Source organism: Burkholderia sp. Ac-20344, from assembly GCF_017104975.1.
GTDB lineage: Bacteria > Pseudomonadota > Gammaproteobacteria > Burkholderiales > Burkholderiaceae > Burkholderia.
Genome location: NZ_JAAGPP010000035.1, coordinates 1 through 13100 on the forward strand (window position 1 = coordinate 1; position 13100 = coordinate 13100).

A 13100-nucleotide genomic window follows, 5' to 3' on the forward strand; every position below is an offset into this window, starting at 1 on the left:
AGGATTGTGATTCCTGTCGTCGTGGGTTCGAGTCCCATCAGCCACCCCAAAGAATTCCAAGCAGCATCAAGTAGTTAGGAAACGGCACTGAGATTTTATCCAGTGCCGTTTTTGTTTTTAAATTCCCAATTTGGGAATTACATACCTCTCCGCTTTACGATCTTCGTTCGATCGTAGACGCGCGCTGTCGTTGCTGGATTCGCATGCAAGTCCGGCAATGCACCGCGTTCCGCCTTATGCCGCGTCACGTAATACGCGCGCAGGTCGTGGAACGTAAAGCGCTTCCCGATCTTCTTCAGCTCGAGCGCCTTGCTCATCAGCTTTGACCATTCTGTTTTGAAGCCGGCCGGCGTGTAGTGCGTCGCGTATCGATTCGAGAACACGTACAGGCAGTCGTCCTTGCGAACGGCGCGCAGGCGCGCGATCAGCTCTGTCAGCGCCGGCGTGATCTCGATGTGCTCGATCACCTCGCCGCGCTTCTTGCCGCGCTGCTTCGCGCGCTTCACTCGGATCTCGCCTGCTGCCTCGTCGATCTGCGGCCATGCCAGATCAAGGAACTCGACCTTTCGGTTGCCAGCGAGCGCCGCGTATTCCGCGGCCATGCCGATGACTGCCTTCTGTCCGCCGAGCGATGCGACCCAAGCGGCGAACGCCTGGAAGTCTTCCGGATCCGGCGCTTCGGTGCGCGGCTGCTCTTCGTTACGTCGGACTTCACGACAGGGGTTGTGCTTCGCCTCGCCGCGGTCGATCGCCAGACCGATCAGGTTCGAGAGCAGGGCGGCCTCGCGGTTGGCGCGCACCGGCGCGGCGGCGCGCTCGATGCGCAGGTAGCGCGAGACATGCGTCGCGTCGATGTCGGCCGCACGCATGTCGCCGAACGTTTCGAGCAGCGGCCCGCTGCACTGCTTGTAGTCGTTGCGGGTGTACTGCGAATATCGCTGCCAGCCGGGCGTCTCCTGGAACTGCTCCCAGAGCCGCGCGATCGTGCCGACGTCGTCGCCAGCACCGAGCAAGTCGAGTACCTTGCGTATCGCGACGATCCGGTCCTGGCCGAGGTTGATGGGCTTCTTTCCGACTGGGTGATAGCGGTACGTGAAACCCTCCTTCCGTTTCCGCGCCTCCATGCGCGGCAGGAGGCCATCACGTTCCCGGTGCTTCTTCATGCTGCGACTCTCCACTTCGGCTGCGTGCGCGGCGAGGCTTCGGCGCGTGGCTGGTTGATCTGCTCCCACGTCAGCATCGGATGGCCGTCTGCCTTCCGCGGTGCGTCGATACCCAGCGCCTTTTTGATCCAGCGGGCCTGCGCTGCTCCCTGCTTCAGGCCGCCAGTCAGCTCGACGAGCTCGTCGTTCGTCACGATCGGCATATCACTCTCCCGCGCCGAAGCGCTTGAATTCAACGACCCAGACCCATGGGTTCGCGTCCCAGGCATACCCGCGCGCGGCGTTCAGGCTGTCCCACAGGTCATGAAATGCGCGGATGCTCGGCGGCCGGAAGGCGCCGCCGCAATATCCGCGCATGTGATGGTCGGCGATCGTCACACCTTCGTCGCGCGCGTCCGACTCGCTGATGCTCTGCAGGCGTTCGGCGCGCACGCCGGTGATCTCGAGCGTGATGCGCGATGCCCAGCGCGGCATGTGGATCGCCGGAACGGTCGCGCCTTTCTGGCCGCGGTATCCGTACAGTTCGACCCACCGGCAGGCCGCGTCGCTCGATTCTTCGATTGTGAGGAAAGCACCGTCGGCTGGATAGCGCACGCCGTCGAGTCCGCTGTCGAGTTCGTCCGCGCGGCAGGTCTCGCGCACCCACAGCCGATCTCTGGCGACGCCGTGGCGCTGCGACAAATCGGTGAGGTGCTTCTTGTGTCCGCCATCGTTGACCATCGTCCCGACATTGAGGTCGAGCCACCGATAGCCGTTCGGAGGCGATACGATTCTCCTCGTCTGCGTCTTCCGGCCTTCGAGGATGGCGCGCACCATAGGCGCGCTGAAAAGGATAGGGTGCTCGGTCACAGTGCCTCCGGGAATTCGTCGTGAGTGCGGCCGTCGAGGTGGCGGCCGGCGGCGTGCTTGCCGCAACGCCACAGGTCGGGCGAGTCGTCGCAGTGCAGCGTCTCGGCTGCGCGCGGCGCGATCGAACTGAACGACCACTCGCCGTCCCACCAGTGAGCGGTCGCCTCGGTGCGCTTCTGGGGACCGGCGTTCTCGCCTGGCGCCCACTCGCCCCATTGCTTGAACAGGAACGGGACGCCGGCGGCCGCGCACTGGTCGCGCAGCGAGCGGGCCCAGTCAGGGTGCATCGGCCGCGCACCGGGGCCGCTTTCGCCGCCGACGATTACCCAGTCGATTTCGGGCGAGCTATATCCCGAACCATCCTCGGCGTATTCAGTGGTCGGACCGTGGATCCATGGCGCGTCGGCAGGGCAGTCTTCGCAGGACTGCATTTCCCGCATGCAGCAGCCACCAGTCGGATCGAACCACGCTTGGAGATCGACGGGACCAAGCAGCGGCTCCATGGACAGAAACCGGCGACGGGCGGGCGTCATGAGAAGCTTTTCGATGTCGCGATCCGCTTCGGCCTGGTTCACGACGGTCGCACCCAGCCATACGCCGGGCCACGGCAACTCGTCCCACGTGTTGAGCCCGCACGACAGCTCGCCGATAACTTCGTTGAGCATGGCGCGGGCGTTGCCGATCCGCTTCGTCAGGAGCAGCCAATCAAGATTCGGTGTCTTGGCGATCAGCCTGAACAGGTCGACGCGCCACACCGGATCGACGGCGTTGTCGAACACGTCGGCGAGCGACGCGCAGAACACGCGCTGCCTCCGGCCGTGGATCGCGTAGAACGTGCCGTCGCGGTTCCACTGCAGTGGCTTGCGCCAGTTCGCCGGCGACGTGCGGCGGCGCGGTGCACCTGGTCCCCAGTTCGCGGCCGTGCCGCCACCGAAGCGCGTGTTGCGCGCCTCCGCGTAGCAGTGGTCGCAGCCCGGGCCGACCTTCTGGCAACCTTCCCACGGGTTGAACGTGTGGTCGCACCACTCGATTTTGCTGTTCTCGCTCATAGGTCGATGCCCATGTATTTGGTGACGAAGCGCGCGTCTTCGCTGTGGTGACGGCGGTAGATGATGCGGATGCCACCGCCAAGGTCGAGCTGGTGCCCGCGACCGTTGTCGTCGTTCAGCTCGGCCTGGTGGTCGCAGCAGACCGATCGCAACGTGACGGCGAGTTCCACCGGGTCGTCGAGCAGCCGCAGCAGAAAGTCGTGATTGATCTCGATGATGGTTCGTGTGCTCATGCGGCGAGCTCCTCATCGGTGTCGTCCATGGGTTGCTGAAAGACGCGGCCGCGCTCGCCGACGGGGATCGTCACGAGACCGGCCGCGGCGAGGAACGGATTGCGCTTCATGGCCCTGCGCGCCGCGCAAGCAGCTTCCGTTTTGATGGCTGCTGGGCACGGCACGTCAGGCCCGGTTCCGACCGCCCAGACCGCCCGCCACTGAGCTCGGCCGACGGGCGGGATCCAGTCGACGATGTGCACTTCGGTTCGGTGGATCGTCAGCAGCTCGCTGACGCGCTGCTGTGAGACGCCGCAGCGCTTCACCAACTCGCGAACCGACAGCGGCTCCCGTTCGAGAATGGCGCGCATCCTGTCCCACGCCGGCGTCGCGCACGACCTGTAGTCGCGCTGCGTCCGTTTGATCTTGAGCACCCTGGTGGCAAAGGTCTGGACTGACTTACGCGAATGACGCGGAAATGCTGCGTACAGAGCTTTGGACTGGATGGGGGACGGATAGAGGCGGGCGAGCAGGCGCGCCTCGGCGGTCGTCCACAGGTTGTGTGTCGACGTTGACATGCTACGATTCCTCGCACAAAACAACTCGGGGTAGATATGGGGAAGATTTCACTCGGCGCCTGCGCACTCATCGTCGTTGTGTTCGCGATCGTGGTCGCCGCGTGGATGCTGCGGTACACGCCGATCAATAACTCCATGGTCTGGGACCGATGGAGCCACGACATGTGCTTCGTCGAGTTCGCGTCCCAAGGCAAACCGCTGAAGTGCATGAAAGACGAATAGAGGAGACGGCTGTGGCATACGAACCGACACCAGGCACAGAACCGTTTGAAAAAGGCGGCGACGTTCACTTCTCGCTGACCGTCGACGGTATCGTCCAGCGTTTCTGCGTTTCTCGAGAGGCGCTGGAGGATCACTTCGGCGACCCGCCCGGAACCGCTTCGGATCGGCTGGCCGCGTTCGAGCGCGGGAAAGAGCGGATCTACCAGGCGGCTGCCGGCAAACTGGGCGCTCCGGCGAGCGGCGTTCTCGTCGTGGGCACGTTCGATTTCTGACCTTATTGGCCGTCTCCTGCACGCACGGCGTCGATGGCGGAAGCCAGCACGTTGATTTCGGAATCGTCGAGTGCGCAAGCGCGATCGGCCTCGACGACGCGCTCTGCGGCCTCGATTAAGGCCGTCACCTCGTCTCGCGGCTCCGGCTGCGGCCCATACACCGTAACCGGCCCGACGCGATGCCATGCAGGATCGCCTCGAGTGAAGTGGGCGACATCAGCGCTCGCTGAGACGGCAAAGCGGCCGTCGTCGTGCTCGTACAGGATGAATTCGCGCGGCTCCGGCTGCTGGGTGCCGAGGAGGGCGGTCAGTCGTTCGAGTGGCTGCAACTCGGCGTCGTAGAATGCCTTCGCGTCGACGTCATCGCCCCAATCGCCATCGACGGTATGGCAGTCCCTCAACGCATCGGCGCTGCGTGAAATGCTCTGGCAGGCGTCCATGATCGTGGCGCGCTCGGCGCCCGTCAGCGTCTTACTCATGCTTGGCTCCGTGGGTCATTGCTGCGTGGAGCTCGCGCAAACACTGAGCAGCATCGGGCGGTACATCAAAGAAACTTAGTGCGCCCTTGCATGGGATGAGCGGCAGCGGTTTCGCATCACACAAGACGAAGCCGTACGGCCCGTTGAACCACTCGGAATCGCTTTCGCTCACACATCCAGTGATGGTTGCAACGCCCACAATGCCTCCGATCATTTCCTCGCGCGCAGGCAGATCGCCATAGCGCGCGAGCGAATCGACATCATCGAGATAGTCACGCTTCGGGTAATTGACGCCGGCATGGATCAGCACGCGACCGCGAAAGTTCGTCGGCCACGTCCTGTTCTCGATGTCCTTATGCCCGTTGACGATCAGCCACGCCCACGGCTGTCGAATCGAAAGTGCTTTCATTGCTTGTCACCTCCAGCGGTTTCCGGCTTCACAGGCCGATTCGCCATGTATTTGGCATGCGCCTTCATCTGCAGATCGAACACCTCGCGCAGCATCTCGGCGCTTTCCAGCGACATCGATTCGGGCCATCGGAGGCTGACGTGGCCGCCTTCGGGAAGATGCAAGCGCATCTCCTGGTACCGGATGCCGCGCACCATTTCCAGTGCGGCTTCCAGTTCAGCGATGCGCTTCGCGTGGCGCGCGACTTCCTGCTTGGCGTCGTGCGCGGACATGGCGCCGGTCAGCAGCTCGTCGATGGCTTCGGATGCAACATGGTTGCCGGATGCCTTCAGGTCGTCCGCGATCGAGCGGTAGCGGTGGTATTCACTCATTGCTTGTCACCTTTGAGAAGGGCCGAGGTTTCCGACTCAATTGCGGATGCCGCCATCATGTTGACCTGCAACCCGAGGGCGACCGCGAACCGTACGGCAAGCGGCAGGCCCATCTTGTACGAGCGGCCGGCCTCCAGTTCCCAGACGTAGGACTTCGACGAACCCGTCGCATCGGCCACATCATCCAGTGTCATGCCAAGCGCTTCGCGCCGGCTCTTGAGCAGTTCTCCGAGTTTCATATCAGTCGGCCCTCCAGCAAGACCCGTCCGCCTTCATCTTGCATGCCTCGTTCGTGGCGCATCCGCAGTCCGTTGCCTCGGCCGTCAGCCCGACAGGAGCGGATGCCGGGGCGGGAGGCTGCGGGGCGTCGAGAAGGGCGCGCAGATCGGTTGCCTTGATGATGACCTGGCAGTTCAGCGATTCAAGCGCGTCGGTGCCATCTCCGATCCAGTGCCAAACGTGGCCGGCCTCGACGTCGCTTCGGCGCTTGAGGTCGGCACGCAGGAGGTCATTCTCGGCCTGCAGCACGTCTTCCATGGCCTTGTTCGCGACGAGCTTCTCGATACGCTTTGCCTCGGTCAACTGGTCGCCGGTCAAGTGGTCGTGAGGCCCGATCCCGAGCATCTCGCGGATCGGCTGACCAATTGTTGACTTGCCACCTTGGTGATGCCACAGAACGTTCAGGAGGAGGGCGCGCGTCCGTTCCGGTATCGCTACCGGTTGTTCCGCCTGCGCGTCTGCCGGCGCTGCCGCTGCATCTGCGGAGGAAGGTTGTGGCACGGCGTCGAGCGCAGCCTTTGCATCAGCCAGCACATCGCGCACAACCGAGCTCTGCGTCCAATGCGGTTCGCCGTCCTCGTCACGCGTGGATCGCATCTGTTGGTCGCAGTGGAACAGCTCGACATACAAGCGACGGGCAAGCTCGCGCCACGTCGCCGCTTCCACCGCCTGCGCGTCTGCCGGCTTCCCGTAGAACCGAATCCCGCTTTCGGCGTCGATCGCGGCATCCAGATCAGCACCGTTCAGCACGACGTTATCGGGCGTCTTGCCGGCGAAAACGCCGCCCGCGTTGATCGCATCAAGACTGCGGTCGCGCAGCCAGCTATACCGCGCTGCGTAGGTTCGCGCCTCATCCAATTGATCCAGCAGGCTCGACATGCATTCGTGCATCGTGGTCCCGCCGGGTCCTACTGCCAGAAAGCCCAGCGGGAACCAGACGCCGGAATCCTTTCGGCATTGCTCGATAGCGTCATTCCAGAGCCAGTCGCCCGAAAGCTCGCCCGTGTCCGGATGCTTGCGAACCCATGCCACCGGTTCCTGCGCGTCTGCTGGTCCTGACGCAATGAACTTGTTCCATTCGTCATCGGCCGCATACATGGCTTCAATCGACGGAAAGGAAAACCGCATAGCGAAACGCTGCTTCGCCGGATCAGGATCGCCGCTAACCTCGGTGACGCGGAATGCTTTGCGCATCATCGGCAACTCGCACTCGTATGCCGGCGCTGCCGCTGCATCTGCGGAGGGAGGCGAATATATTGTGTCACTGTCCATCGCGGCCGGATTTGCGGGAAATGGCAACGCGGCCTGTTCGATAATCAGATCCCACATGTCAACGACATAGACATCGTCGTCGAACGGACTCACTTCGCCCAAAGCCTCGATGTCCGCTTCTGTCGGCTTACGACGCACCAACACGTATTCGCCCGCCACATCAGTGCGAGGGGCGCGGGCACCAGCGATGAAGCCGTCGCGATACGCGAGCGCTTCTGCGATCGGCGTGTCAGATGTGGCCCACTGGCCGGCCGCGAGCATTGCGCGCTCGTTCAGATCTTCCGCCCCCGCCGCATTGGGCAACGAGGCGCGGGCGACCAATACAGCGCGGACGATTGCCTCGGCCATCGGCGGGTCGGACAGGTGCCAGCGATTTGCGCCAGCCGTCGCGAATGCCTTGCGTGCCATTTCCGGAAGCGCCGCCCGCTCGTCCGCCACTGGCGGTTCGGGCTGCGCGGCCGTCATGATCGTCGGCGGATCGTCGGGATGCGGGATGCCGATTTGCCTCACCGGCCACTCGGTATCTGCGATGTACATGGCCGGAGCTTCCGGTTCGGGCTGCGCTCCGGCCATATCACGCACGTAGTCGCTGGTGAATCCTTCGTGCCCTTCGCCTTCCTCGGGGTTGTCTGCAAGGTGCTGCGCGGCCTCGATCGCTCCGATGCCCGTCTGCCAGTAGATGCGGCGGTTGTCGATAGTCCACGACTGAAGTTCGTCGCTTTCGCCATTCAGCCATTGCTCACACAACTCCTTGGGCGGCTTGCTGCGGCAGAGAAGGCCCAAGGCGGCAACGAACCGGTCGATGTAGACCGTCGCGCCCGGCAATTCCAGCTCGTCCCGGCGGCTCATCGCCGCACTGCTGAATGCGAGTTCCATGCCACTGGCCGGCGCTGCTTCGTGCTGCTCGACAGGGCGGCCCGTTATGAGTTTCGCGTGCTGATCCGCCAATGCGCGTACGAACTCGCCGTCGTTGGCGTCGACCTGATCATCGTTCAGGTAGCGGGATGGGTTGTCGCCGCGGTACTTCTTCATCGCGGCCCGCACGATGTCATAGAACGCATCGCGCGAGATCGTAGGTGCCGTCAGCGCATCAGCGCGGCTCACTTTCGAACTCGTCCCATTGCCGATTCCGGCGCTCGAGCCGAGAATGTCTTCGGCGGTCGGGTTCTCCGTACTCTGCCGCTGAGCCGTCGCCTCGCTCGCCTGTTCGGGAGCGGGGCTCTTTATGCTGGAGAGGTGATCGCGCAGCCATAACGCAACGTCGTCGCCAGGCTGGCAGCCGAACTCCATGCAGATTCCATGCAGCAGGTCGAGGTTCACGCGTACCGCGTTGTAGACCCATCGCGCGACCGGACGGAGGAGGTCACCGTCTCGTTGTGGCTCGATCGCGTCGAGCAAATCGCGAACGATCTTGACGCTTGCCGAATTGTCGCGTGTGAGCTCATCGATGTTGTCGCCGCCGTGCTCGGCGTCGTAGTGGTGACGGATGAACTCGCGCAGCTGCGCGACCGTATAGCCGCCGTAGGTGTTGGTGGTCATGCTGCATCTTCCTCGCTGAAGAGGCGCGGCTGCACCGCGCCGTTGGCATATATGACGTCGAGCACGACATCACCCGTCGGCTCGTCGCCTTCCCATCCTTGCGGCCATGTCTCTGCGGCGATCAGCTCACGGATTCGGGCTTCTTCCTCGTCGTCGATCAGGTCGATCAGAGGCCGGCCTCCGGCGCGCGCGATCTCGTTGCACTCGGCCTGGATGGACAGAATCCGATCCAGCGCCATCAGGCGCGCTTCGAGCGTGAGTGGCCCGAGGCGTTGCGGGTTCTTCGCGACGCCTCCGCTCTTCAGCTTCTCGAGGCCCGGTTTGCGCAGACGGTGCTGCGGCTCGCGCAGCTCACGCCAAAGGGGCTTGATGCCGCGCAGCGGGGCGAGATAGGCCCACTGGCTGTTACGGAGTACTGTCTCCAGCGCCTTTTCTTCCTGCGCCAGCGGGCACCCGATGCAACCCGTGCGAGCGTTCAGCTCTTCAGCCTCGTCACCGCCATAGGCGTCCGCGATCGCGCGCGTGGACCAGTCGCCGAAGTCGGCTTCAGGTGCCCAGTGCTTGAGCCATTCCCACACGTGGCAGACTCGCCAGTGCAGCAGCGGCGCGAGCGTCGCGATGCGGCCGCGGAGGCCGCGCGCGTTCGGCAAAACCTGCTGATACCAGCCTTGGCCGCACTCGGCACCATCCTTGCCGCAGCTCATCTCGATACGACGATCGCGGATCGCGCTTTCGCCCTGGCGCACGCCGGTGATCATCAGGATGCCGCCGTCGACGCCATCGAGACGTTGGCGCAGCGCTTCTTCCATCGGATCGATCTTGATCTGGCGTGTGCACCAGCGGAGCGTGTTGTTGTTCGGCGGAGGAACACCGCGGCCCAGGATGTACACCATGAACCGCTTGTCGAGCGGCGCGCGCACTACTTCGACCTGGATCCGACGGTCGCGAAGCTCATCCATGATCTTGAGCGCCGAGATCGCCAGCGGCGGTAGCTCCTGTCGGGTATCCGCATAAAAGACCGTCAGGGTCTTCGGTGCGGCGATCCTGCCGGTGTCGATCAGCCAGCACACGATCGTCAGCGTCGCGGTGCTGTCCTTGCCGCCTGACCAGGCAATGCCCCAATTTGCATGCGAGGGCCCGTAAGCCTGCATCGACTGGATCGTTAGCTCGATGGACTCGGTCATCTGCAGGCGCTGCGCGCCTGCGGCGAAGATGTCGATCTGGTGATTCATCTGCATCCTCAATTCAAAAAAGCTCGCCCTGGGCCTGTTTTTTGCCGCTCGACTCGGCCAGGTGCGTCGGGCAGAAGTGGACGTCGTCGCCGACCTGATGCGCATGCACTGCGCACAGGTGCCGGTCGCACGTCTTCACCGTGGTCGTGTGGAAGTCGCACTGGAACGCGCTCGACGCTTGGCATCCCGGAACCGAGCAACGCGGTGCGCGCTTGCGGCCGCGCGTACAGACGATTCCGGACATGCCGCCGGGAAAGCGAAACGGGGTGCAGGGCATCAGATGGCCTCGATCTCAGAAGGTGACGGTCAGCGCGATCGCGACCGGTCGCACCCAGACGGGCGTCGATGACAGTTGGAACGTCTCGCCCGATTCCGCGAGCAGCAGCGTCGTGCCCATCACCTCGGCGATCGCTTGCGCGGCGTCGGGCGGCACGGCGTTGCCAATGCGTTCACGCCATGCCTGGTCGGAAAGGCCGTCGAGCTCCAACTGTTCTTCCGGCTCGACGAGCGACTGCAGCACGGCCAGTTCCAGCGTCGTGAATGGTCGATGCCACGTGTTGTCGAGCGCGCGGATCACGGCGACGGTCTTCTCGTTTGCCGCGGGCAGCCGAGGATCGGCAACGGACCAGCGGCCGTTGTCGTGGCCAGCGGCCGCCGACACGGCGCCGCTGGGCTGATTCCAGTCGACGACACCGTAGTGGCCGCCCGTCAGGTACGCATCGCCGCGCTCACGTCGCATGCCCGGGCGCGGGTCTGCGACTGCGAATGCGCCTTGGCCGCTATCGCTGCGCGCGATGACCGTGCCGGCCGGCTCGTCGAAGCCGATCACGCGGTATTTGCCCGCACCTTCGAACCCAGTGTTCGCGCGCGGATCCTGCACGCACTGGCCGGTTCCATGCGCGCTCGTGACCGCACCGGACGCGTCGCGCCACGGCACGATCCTGAATTCATTGTTGTGCTTCTCCGGGCCGGCGTGGCGCGGGTCCGCCACGGTGTAGTAGCCCTGCCCCGGTGTTTGCTGCCCTGCGATCGTGCCGCAATGGTCATCCCACGGAAGCACGCCATACGCGTGCCCGTCGTTCCACTTGGCGCTCTGGGCGAATCGTGGGTCAGCTACCGAGAATGACCCGTTACCGGGCCGACTCGCGCCGGCGACGACGCCGCTGGGTTCCTCCCAGCGGTTCACGCCGAGCACGCCGTTGTGCATGTCCGGCACGATGAGGTAATCACGCAGGTTGCCGTTCTCGATCGCGAGCCTGTTGAGGCTGCGCCAGTCGCTGCCAGCCTCGACGAACGCGAGCCGCACCCACGTCTTCCACTGCAGCGACGGCACGCGGTGCATCGGGCCGGCGGCCTCGACGTCGCCCGGCAGGGGCATGCGGCCCAGCAGCGTACCGACGCCTTGCAGTCGCTTCACGGGTGGTTCGTACAGGAACGCTGGCACCTTCGCCATGTGGCGCGCGACGAGCAGGAATCGCTTCCGACTCTGCGCGAGACCGCCGATTACGCCGCAGTCGTGCGTCGTCTCGTTTACCGCGTAGCCGAAGTGCCGCAGTATCTGCCCGATCTGGTCGAGCAGGTGCCGCCCGCGCGTCGCGAGCCGAGGCACGTTCTCGAACACGATCAGATCGACCGGGTCGTCCTTCCATGCCTCGCACATCAGCCACACGCAGCGCAGCGTCAGTTCATTGAGCGCCTGGTACTTCGGCGTGCGGCTAAGCGTTTCGGACAGCAGACCGGACGCGCCCTTGCAAGGCGACGAGATGAACACGCAGTGCGGATGCTGATAGCCTGCGGCGCGCCGCACATCGTCGGGTGTGGCTTCGCGCCAACCGGCCGGCGGCTCGGTGCCATGGAATGCGGTGTACTGCTCGCGCGTGAACAGGTCCATGACCGTGCACGGCGTGCCGACGAGCGTTTCGAAGTCGCGCGCGGCCGCCGGATCATTATCGATGCCGCCAATGCAACGCCACGTCGCGGTCATGTTGCCGACGCGGGAGGTGGCTTTGGTGAAGCCCTTGGCGCCGCCGCCGAGGCCGCAGCAGAAACCGAAGCTGTTGTATACGCGCTGATTGTCCATAGGTGCCACAGGTGAAATCGGAAAAAAGAAGGGCGCCGAAAATCGGCGCCCCCTTGAATGCCGCGCGGACCGAGGTAAGCCACGCGGTGATGCCCTGAATTGTCAGCGAGGCATTCGCTGCGGCTCGGCGCGGCCGCGCGCGGCACGCTTCCACCATTGATCCTCCGCGCCGGGCTTGTGGGCGGTGTACACGCGGCCCAGCTGACCCTTGTCACGCAGGAAACCCCATTCCTTGGTGCGGCGCGCGCGGTGCGCGAAGATCGTCCAGCACTCGTGCACGCCGTGGTCACGCGGCAGGATCACGCGATGGAACGAGTCGCCGATCAGCGCGTTGAACCAGCGAACGATCCTCGTGCCGGCACGTGTCTGCTCGTAGTACCACCCGGCTAGGATCAGCGAGACTGCCCACGGCCACGGGTGATCGTGCAGGCCGCGATCCGGATCGCTGTTGACGAAGCGGTGCAGGTACACGCGCACGCCGAGCAGCGTGAACAGGTAGTAGCGCTCGAGGTACGGCCGGCCGGCGTCACTGATGATTCGGCACGGCAGGCGGCCGCTGATGCAGAAAAGGAGGACGCGGAGCATGTCAGGCCTCCGTAGTCTTCGGCAGCGTCGCGTCGAGGTGCCGGATGCGCGCTACGATGGTCTCGGGAATACGCATCGCGGAGCTGCCGTGCAGGGCGGCGAATGCCGGCCGCAGCAAGTTGCGATCGGTGTCGCTCAGCTCAGCGTGTTCGAGGCGCGCGAGCGCGCGCCAGAGCGGATCTTGTGTATCGGTCATTATTTCAGCACTCCATGTGAGTCGCGCATGTGATCTATGAGGCCGGTTTCCTTTACGCGACGGTTGCAGGCGGGGCAGTGCACGCGCAGGACGAGTGTCGCGATTTCATGCGCGGCGCGGCGCCGAGCTTGAGTAGATTCGTTGTCGCGATACAGATCACGCCACTTCCCAGCGCGCGCCATCATCAGGTGCGAGTCACACACCTGCATCACGTCGTCGTTGCCGCGCATCCAGTCGGTCTGAATGTCGATCCGCTTGACGGCCTCTTTCTCGCAGCACGAACAGAACTTCGTCTGTGCTTTCATCACGGATC

19 protein-coding genes are annotated in these 13100 nt (G+C 64.2%); 2 read left to right on the forward strand and 17 right to left on the reverse strand.

The annotated features are described in order from the left end of the window. Positions 1 to 137: 137 nt before the first annotated feature. Genes G3N64_RS13755 through G3N64_RS13780 form a run of 6 tightly spaced genes read right to left on the reverse strand, consistent with a single transcriptional unit; the run spans position 138 to position 3851 of the window. Positions 138 to 1163, reverse strand: coding sequence for a tyrosine-type recombinase/integrase (locus G3N64_RS13755; protein WP_241020952.1), 1026 nt, complete (start codon positions 1161 to 1163; stop codon positions 138 to 140). After that, on the reverse strand, positions 1160 to 1366 hold the full coding sequence (locus G3N64_RS13760) for a DUF4224 domain-containing protein (RefSeq protein WP_205784436.1): 207 nt from the start codon (positions 1364 to 1366) through the stop codon (positions 1160 to 1162). The genes G3N64_RS13755 and G3N64_RS13760 overlap by 4 nt, the downstream gene beginning before the upstream one ends. 1 nt (position 1367) lies before the next feature. Continuing rightward, the gene (locus G3N64_RS13765) at positions 1368 to 2012 is read right to left on the reverse strand and encodes a hypothetical protein (RefSeq protein ID WP_205784437.1); all 645 of its coding nucleotides are present in this window, start codon (positions 2010 to 2012) and stop codon (positions 1368 to 1370) included. After that, positions 2009 to 3061, reverse strand: a complete 1053-nt coding sequence (locus tag G3N64_RS13770) for a phage Gp37/Gp68 family protein (protein ID WP_205784438.1) — start codon at positions 3059 to 3061, stop codon at positions 2009 to 2011. Before G3N64_RS13770 ends, G3N64_RS13765 begins: the two co-directional genes overlap by 4 nt. Next, positions 3058 to 3294, reverse strand: a complete 237-nt coding sequence (locus tag G3N64_RS13775) for a hypothetical protein (RefSeq protein WP_205784439.1) — start codon at positions 3292 to 3294, stop codon at positions 3058 to 3060. The genes G3N64_RS13770 and G3N64_RS13775 overlap by 4 nt, the downstream gene beginning before the upstream one ends. After that, a complete protein-coding gene (locus G3N64_RS13780; protein WP_205784440.1) occupies positions 3291 to 3851 on the reverse strand; it encodes a helix-turn-helix domain-containing protein in 561 nt (186 codons plus the stop codon). Before G3N64_RS13780 ends, G3N64_RS13775 begins: the two co-directional genes overlap by 4 nt. Before the next feature lie 36 nt (positions 3852 to 3887). Here G3N64_RS13780 and G3N64_RS13785 point away from each other — a divergent pair, with 36 nt between their 5' ends. Next, positions 3888 to 4073: a hypothetical protein gene (locus G3N64_RS13785; RefSeq protein WP_205784441.1), complete on the forward strand. Its 186-nt coding sequence runs from the start codon at positions 3888 to 3890 to the stop codon at positions 4071 to 4073. Positions 4074 to 4084: 11 nt separating this feature from the next. Next, on the forward strand, positions 4085 to 4345 hold the full coding sequence (locus tag G3N64_RS13790) for a DUF1488 family protein (protein WP_205784442.1): 261 nt from the start codon (positions 4085 to 4087) through the stop codon (positions 4343 to 4345). A 2-nt stretch (positions 4346 to 4347) separates the two neighbouring features. Here G3N64_RS13790 and G3N64_RS13795 read toward each other — a convergent pair whose 3' ends face one another. From G3N64_RS13795 to G3N64_RS13845, 11 genes are all read right to left on the reverse strand, one after another. Further along, positions 4348 to 4824, reverse strand: coding sequence for a hypothetical protein (locus G3N64_RS13795; protein ID WP_205784443.1), 477 nt, complete (start codon positions 4822 to 4824; stop codon positions 4348 to 4350). Next, positions 4817 to 5233 (reverse strand): ASCH domain-containing protein, encoded by a 417-nt coding sequence (locus G3N64_RS13800; protein WP_205784444.1) that lies wholly within the window; start codon positions 5231 to 5233, stop codon positions 4817 to 4819. Before G3N64_RS13800 ends, G3N64_RS13795 begins: the two co-directional genes overlap by 8 nt. Next, positions 5230 to 5604 carry a hypothetical protein gene (locus tag G3N64_RS13805; protein WP_205784445.1) on the reverse strand — a complete coding sequence of 125 codons (375 nt, stop codon included), beginning with the start codon at positions 5602 to 5604 and terminating at the stop codon, positions 5230 to 5232. The genes G3N64_RS13800 and G3N64_RS13805 overlap by 4 nt, the downstream gene beginning before the upstream one ends. Continuing rightward, positions 5601 to 5843: a helix-turn-helix transcriptional regulator gene (locus G3N64_RS13810; RefSeq protein WP_205784446.1), complete on the reverse strand. Its 243-nt coding sequence runs from the start codon at positions 5841 to 5843 to the stop codon at positions 5601 to 5603. The genes G3N64_RS13805 and G3N64_RS13810 overlap by 4 nt, the downstream gene beginning before the upstream one ends. Before the next feature lies 1 nt (position 5844). Further along, positions 5845 to 8694, reverse strand: coding sequence for a hypothetical protein (locus G3N64_RS13815; protein WP_205784447.1), 2850 nt, complete (start codon positions 8692 to 8694; stop codon positions 5845 to 5847). Further along, positions 8691 to 9926 (reverse strand): phosphoadenosine phosphosulfate reductase family protein, encoded by a 1236-nt coding sequence (locus G3N64_RS13820; protein WP_205784448.1) that lies wholly within the window; start codon positions 9924 to 9926, stop codon positions 8691 to 8693. The genes G3N64_RS13815 and G3N64_RS13820 overlap by 4 nt, the downstream gene beginning before the upstream one ends. Before the next feature lie 13 nt (positions 9927 to 9939). Continuing rightward, positions 9940 to 10203 carry a hypothetical protein gene (locus tag G3N64_RS13825; RefSeq protein WP_205784449.1) on the reverse strand — a complete coding sequence of 88 codons (264 nt, stop codon included), beginning with the start codon at positions 10201 to 10203 and terminating at the stop codon, positions 9940 to 9942. A 15-nt stretch (positions 10204 to 10218) separates the two neighbouring features. Then, positions 10219 to 12006 (reverse strand): DNA cytosine methyltransferase, encoded by a 1788-nt coding sequence (locus G3N64_RS13830; RefSeq protein ID WP_205784450.1) that lies wholly within the window; start codon positions 12004 to 12006, stop codon positions 10219 to 10221. Positions 12007 to 12108: 102 nt separating this feature from the next. Further along, positions 12109 to 12591 carry a hypothetical protein gene (locus G3N64_RS13835; protein WP_205784451.1) on the reverse strand — a complete coding sequence of 161 codons (483 nt, stop codon included), beginning with the start codon at positions 12589 to 12591 and terminating at the stop codon, positions 12109 to 12111. 1 nt (position 12592) lies between these two features. Beyond that, positions 12593 to 12787, reverse strand: a complete 195-nt coding sequence (locus G3N64_RS13840; protein WP_205784452.1) for a hypothetical protein — start codon at positions 12785 to 12787, stop codon at positions 12593 to 12595. Further along, on the reverse strand, positions 12787 to 13092 hold the full coding sequence (locus G3N64_RS13845; RefSeq protein ID WP_205784453.1) for a hypothetical protein: 306 nt from the start codon (positions 13090 to 13092) through the stop codon (positions 12787 to 12789). The genes G3N64_RS13840 and G3N64_RS13845 overlap by 1 nt, the downstream gene beginning before the upstream one ends. Between the last annotated feature and the right edge of the window lie 8 nt (positions 13093 to 13100).

What these genes read in the sequence shown, in the direction of transcription:
- G3N64_RS13795 (WP_205784443.1), bottom strand. Translation starts at nt 4,824, where the DNA reads ATGAGTAAGACGCTGACGGGCGCCGAGCGCGCCACGATCATGGACGCC.
- G3N64_RS13815 (WP_205784447.1), bottom strand. Translation starts at nt 8,694, where the DNA reads ATGACCACCAACACCTACGGCGGCTATACGGTCGCGCAGCTGCGCGAG.
- G3N64_RS13775 (WP_205784439.1), bottom strand. Translation starts at nt 3,294, where the DNA reads ATGAGCACACGAACCATCATCGAGATCAATCACGACTTTCTGCTGCGG.
- G3N64_RS13760 (WP_205784436.1), bottom strand. Translation starts at nt 1,366, where the DNA reads ATGCCGATCGTGACGAACGACGAGCTCGTCGAGCTGACTGGCGGCCTG.
- G3N64_RS13820 (WP_205784448.1), bottom strand. Translation starts at nt 9,926, where the DNA reads ATGAATCACCAGATCGACATCTTCGCCGCAGGCGCGCAGCGCCTGCAG.
- G3N64_RS13770 (WP_205784438.1), bottom strand. Translation starts at nt 3,061, where the DNA reads ATGAGCGAGAACAGCAAAATCGAGTGGTGCGACCACACGTTCAACCCG.
- G3N64_RS13780 (WP_205784440.1), bottom strand. Translation starts at nt 3,851, where the DNA reads ATGTCAACGTCGACACACAACCTGTGGACGACCGCCGAGGCGCGCCTG.
- G3N64_RS13845 (WP_205784453.1), bottom strand. Translation starts at nt 13,092, where the DNA reads ATGAAAGCACAGACGAAGTTCTGTTCGTGCTGCGAGAAAGAGGCCGTC.
- G3N64_RS13840 (WP_205784452.1), bottom strand. Translation starts at nt 12,787, where the DNA reads ATGACCGATACACAAGATCCGCTCTGGCGCGCGCTCGCGCGCCTCGAA.
- G3N64_RS13805 (WP_205784445.1), bottom strand. Translation starts at nt 5,604, where the DNA reads ATGAGTGAATACCACCGCTACCGCTCGATCGCGGACGACCTGAAGGCA.
- G3N64_RS13810 (WP_205784446.1), bottom strand. Translation starts at nt 5,843, where the DNA reads ATGAAACTCGGAGAACTGCTCAAGAGCCGGCGCGAAGCGCTTGGCATG.
- G3N64_RS13755 (WP_241020952.1), bottom strand. Translation starts at nt 1,163, where the DNA reads ATGAAGAAGCACCGGGAACGTGATGGCCTCCTGCCGCGCATGGAGGCG.
- G3N64_RS13835 (WP_205784451.1), bottom strand. Translation starts at nt 12,591, where the DNA reads ATGCTCCGCGTCCTCCTTTTCTGCATCAGCGGCCGCCTGCCGTGCCGA.
- G3N64_RS13800 (WP_205784444.1), bottom strand. Translation starts at nt 5,233, where the DNA reads ATGAAAGCACTTTCGATTCGACAGCCGTGGGCGTGGCTGATCGTCAAC.
- G3N64_RS13825 (WP_205784449.1), bottom strand. Translation starts at nt 10,203, where the DNA reads ATGCCCTGCACCCCGTTTCGCTTTCCCGGCGGCATGTCCGGAATCGTC.
- G3N64_RS13830 (WP_205784450.1), bottom strand. Translation starts at nt 12,006, where the DNA reads ATGGACAATCAGCGCGTATACAACAGCTTCGGTTTCTGCTGCGGCCTC.
- G3N64_RS13785 (WP_205784441.1), top strand. Translation starts at nt 3,888, where the DNA reads ATGGGGAAGATTTCACTCGGCGCCTGCGCACTCATCGTCGTTGTGTTC.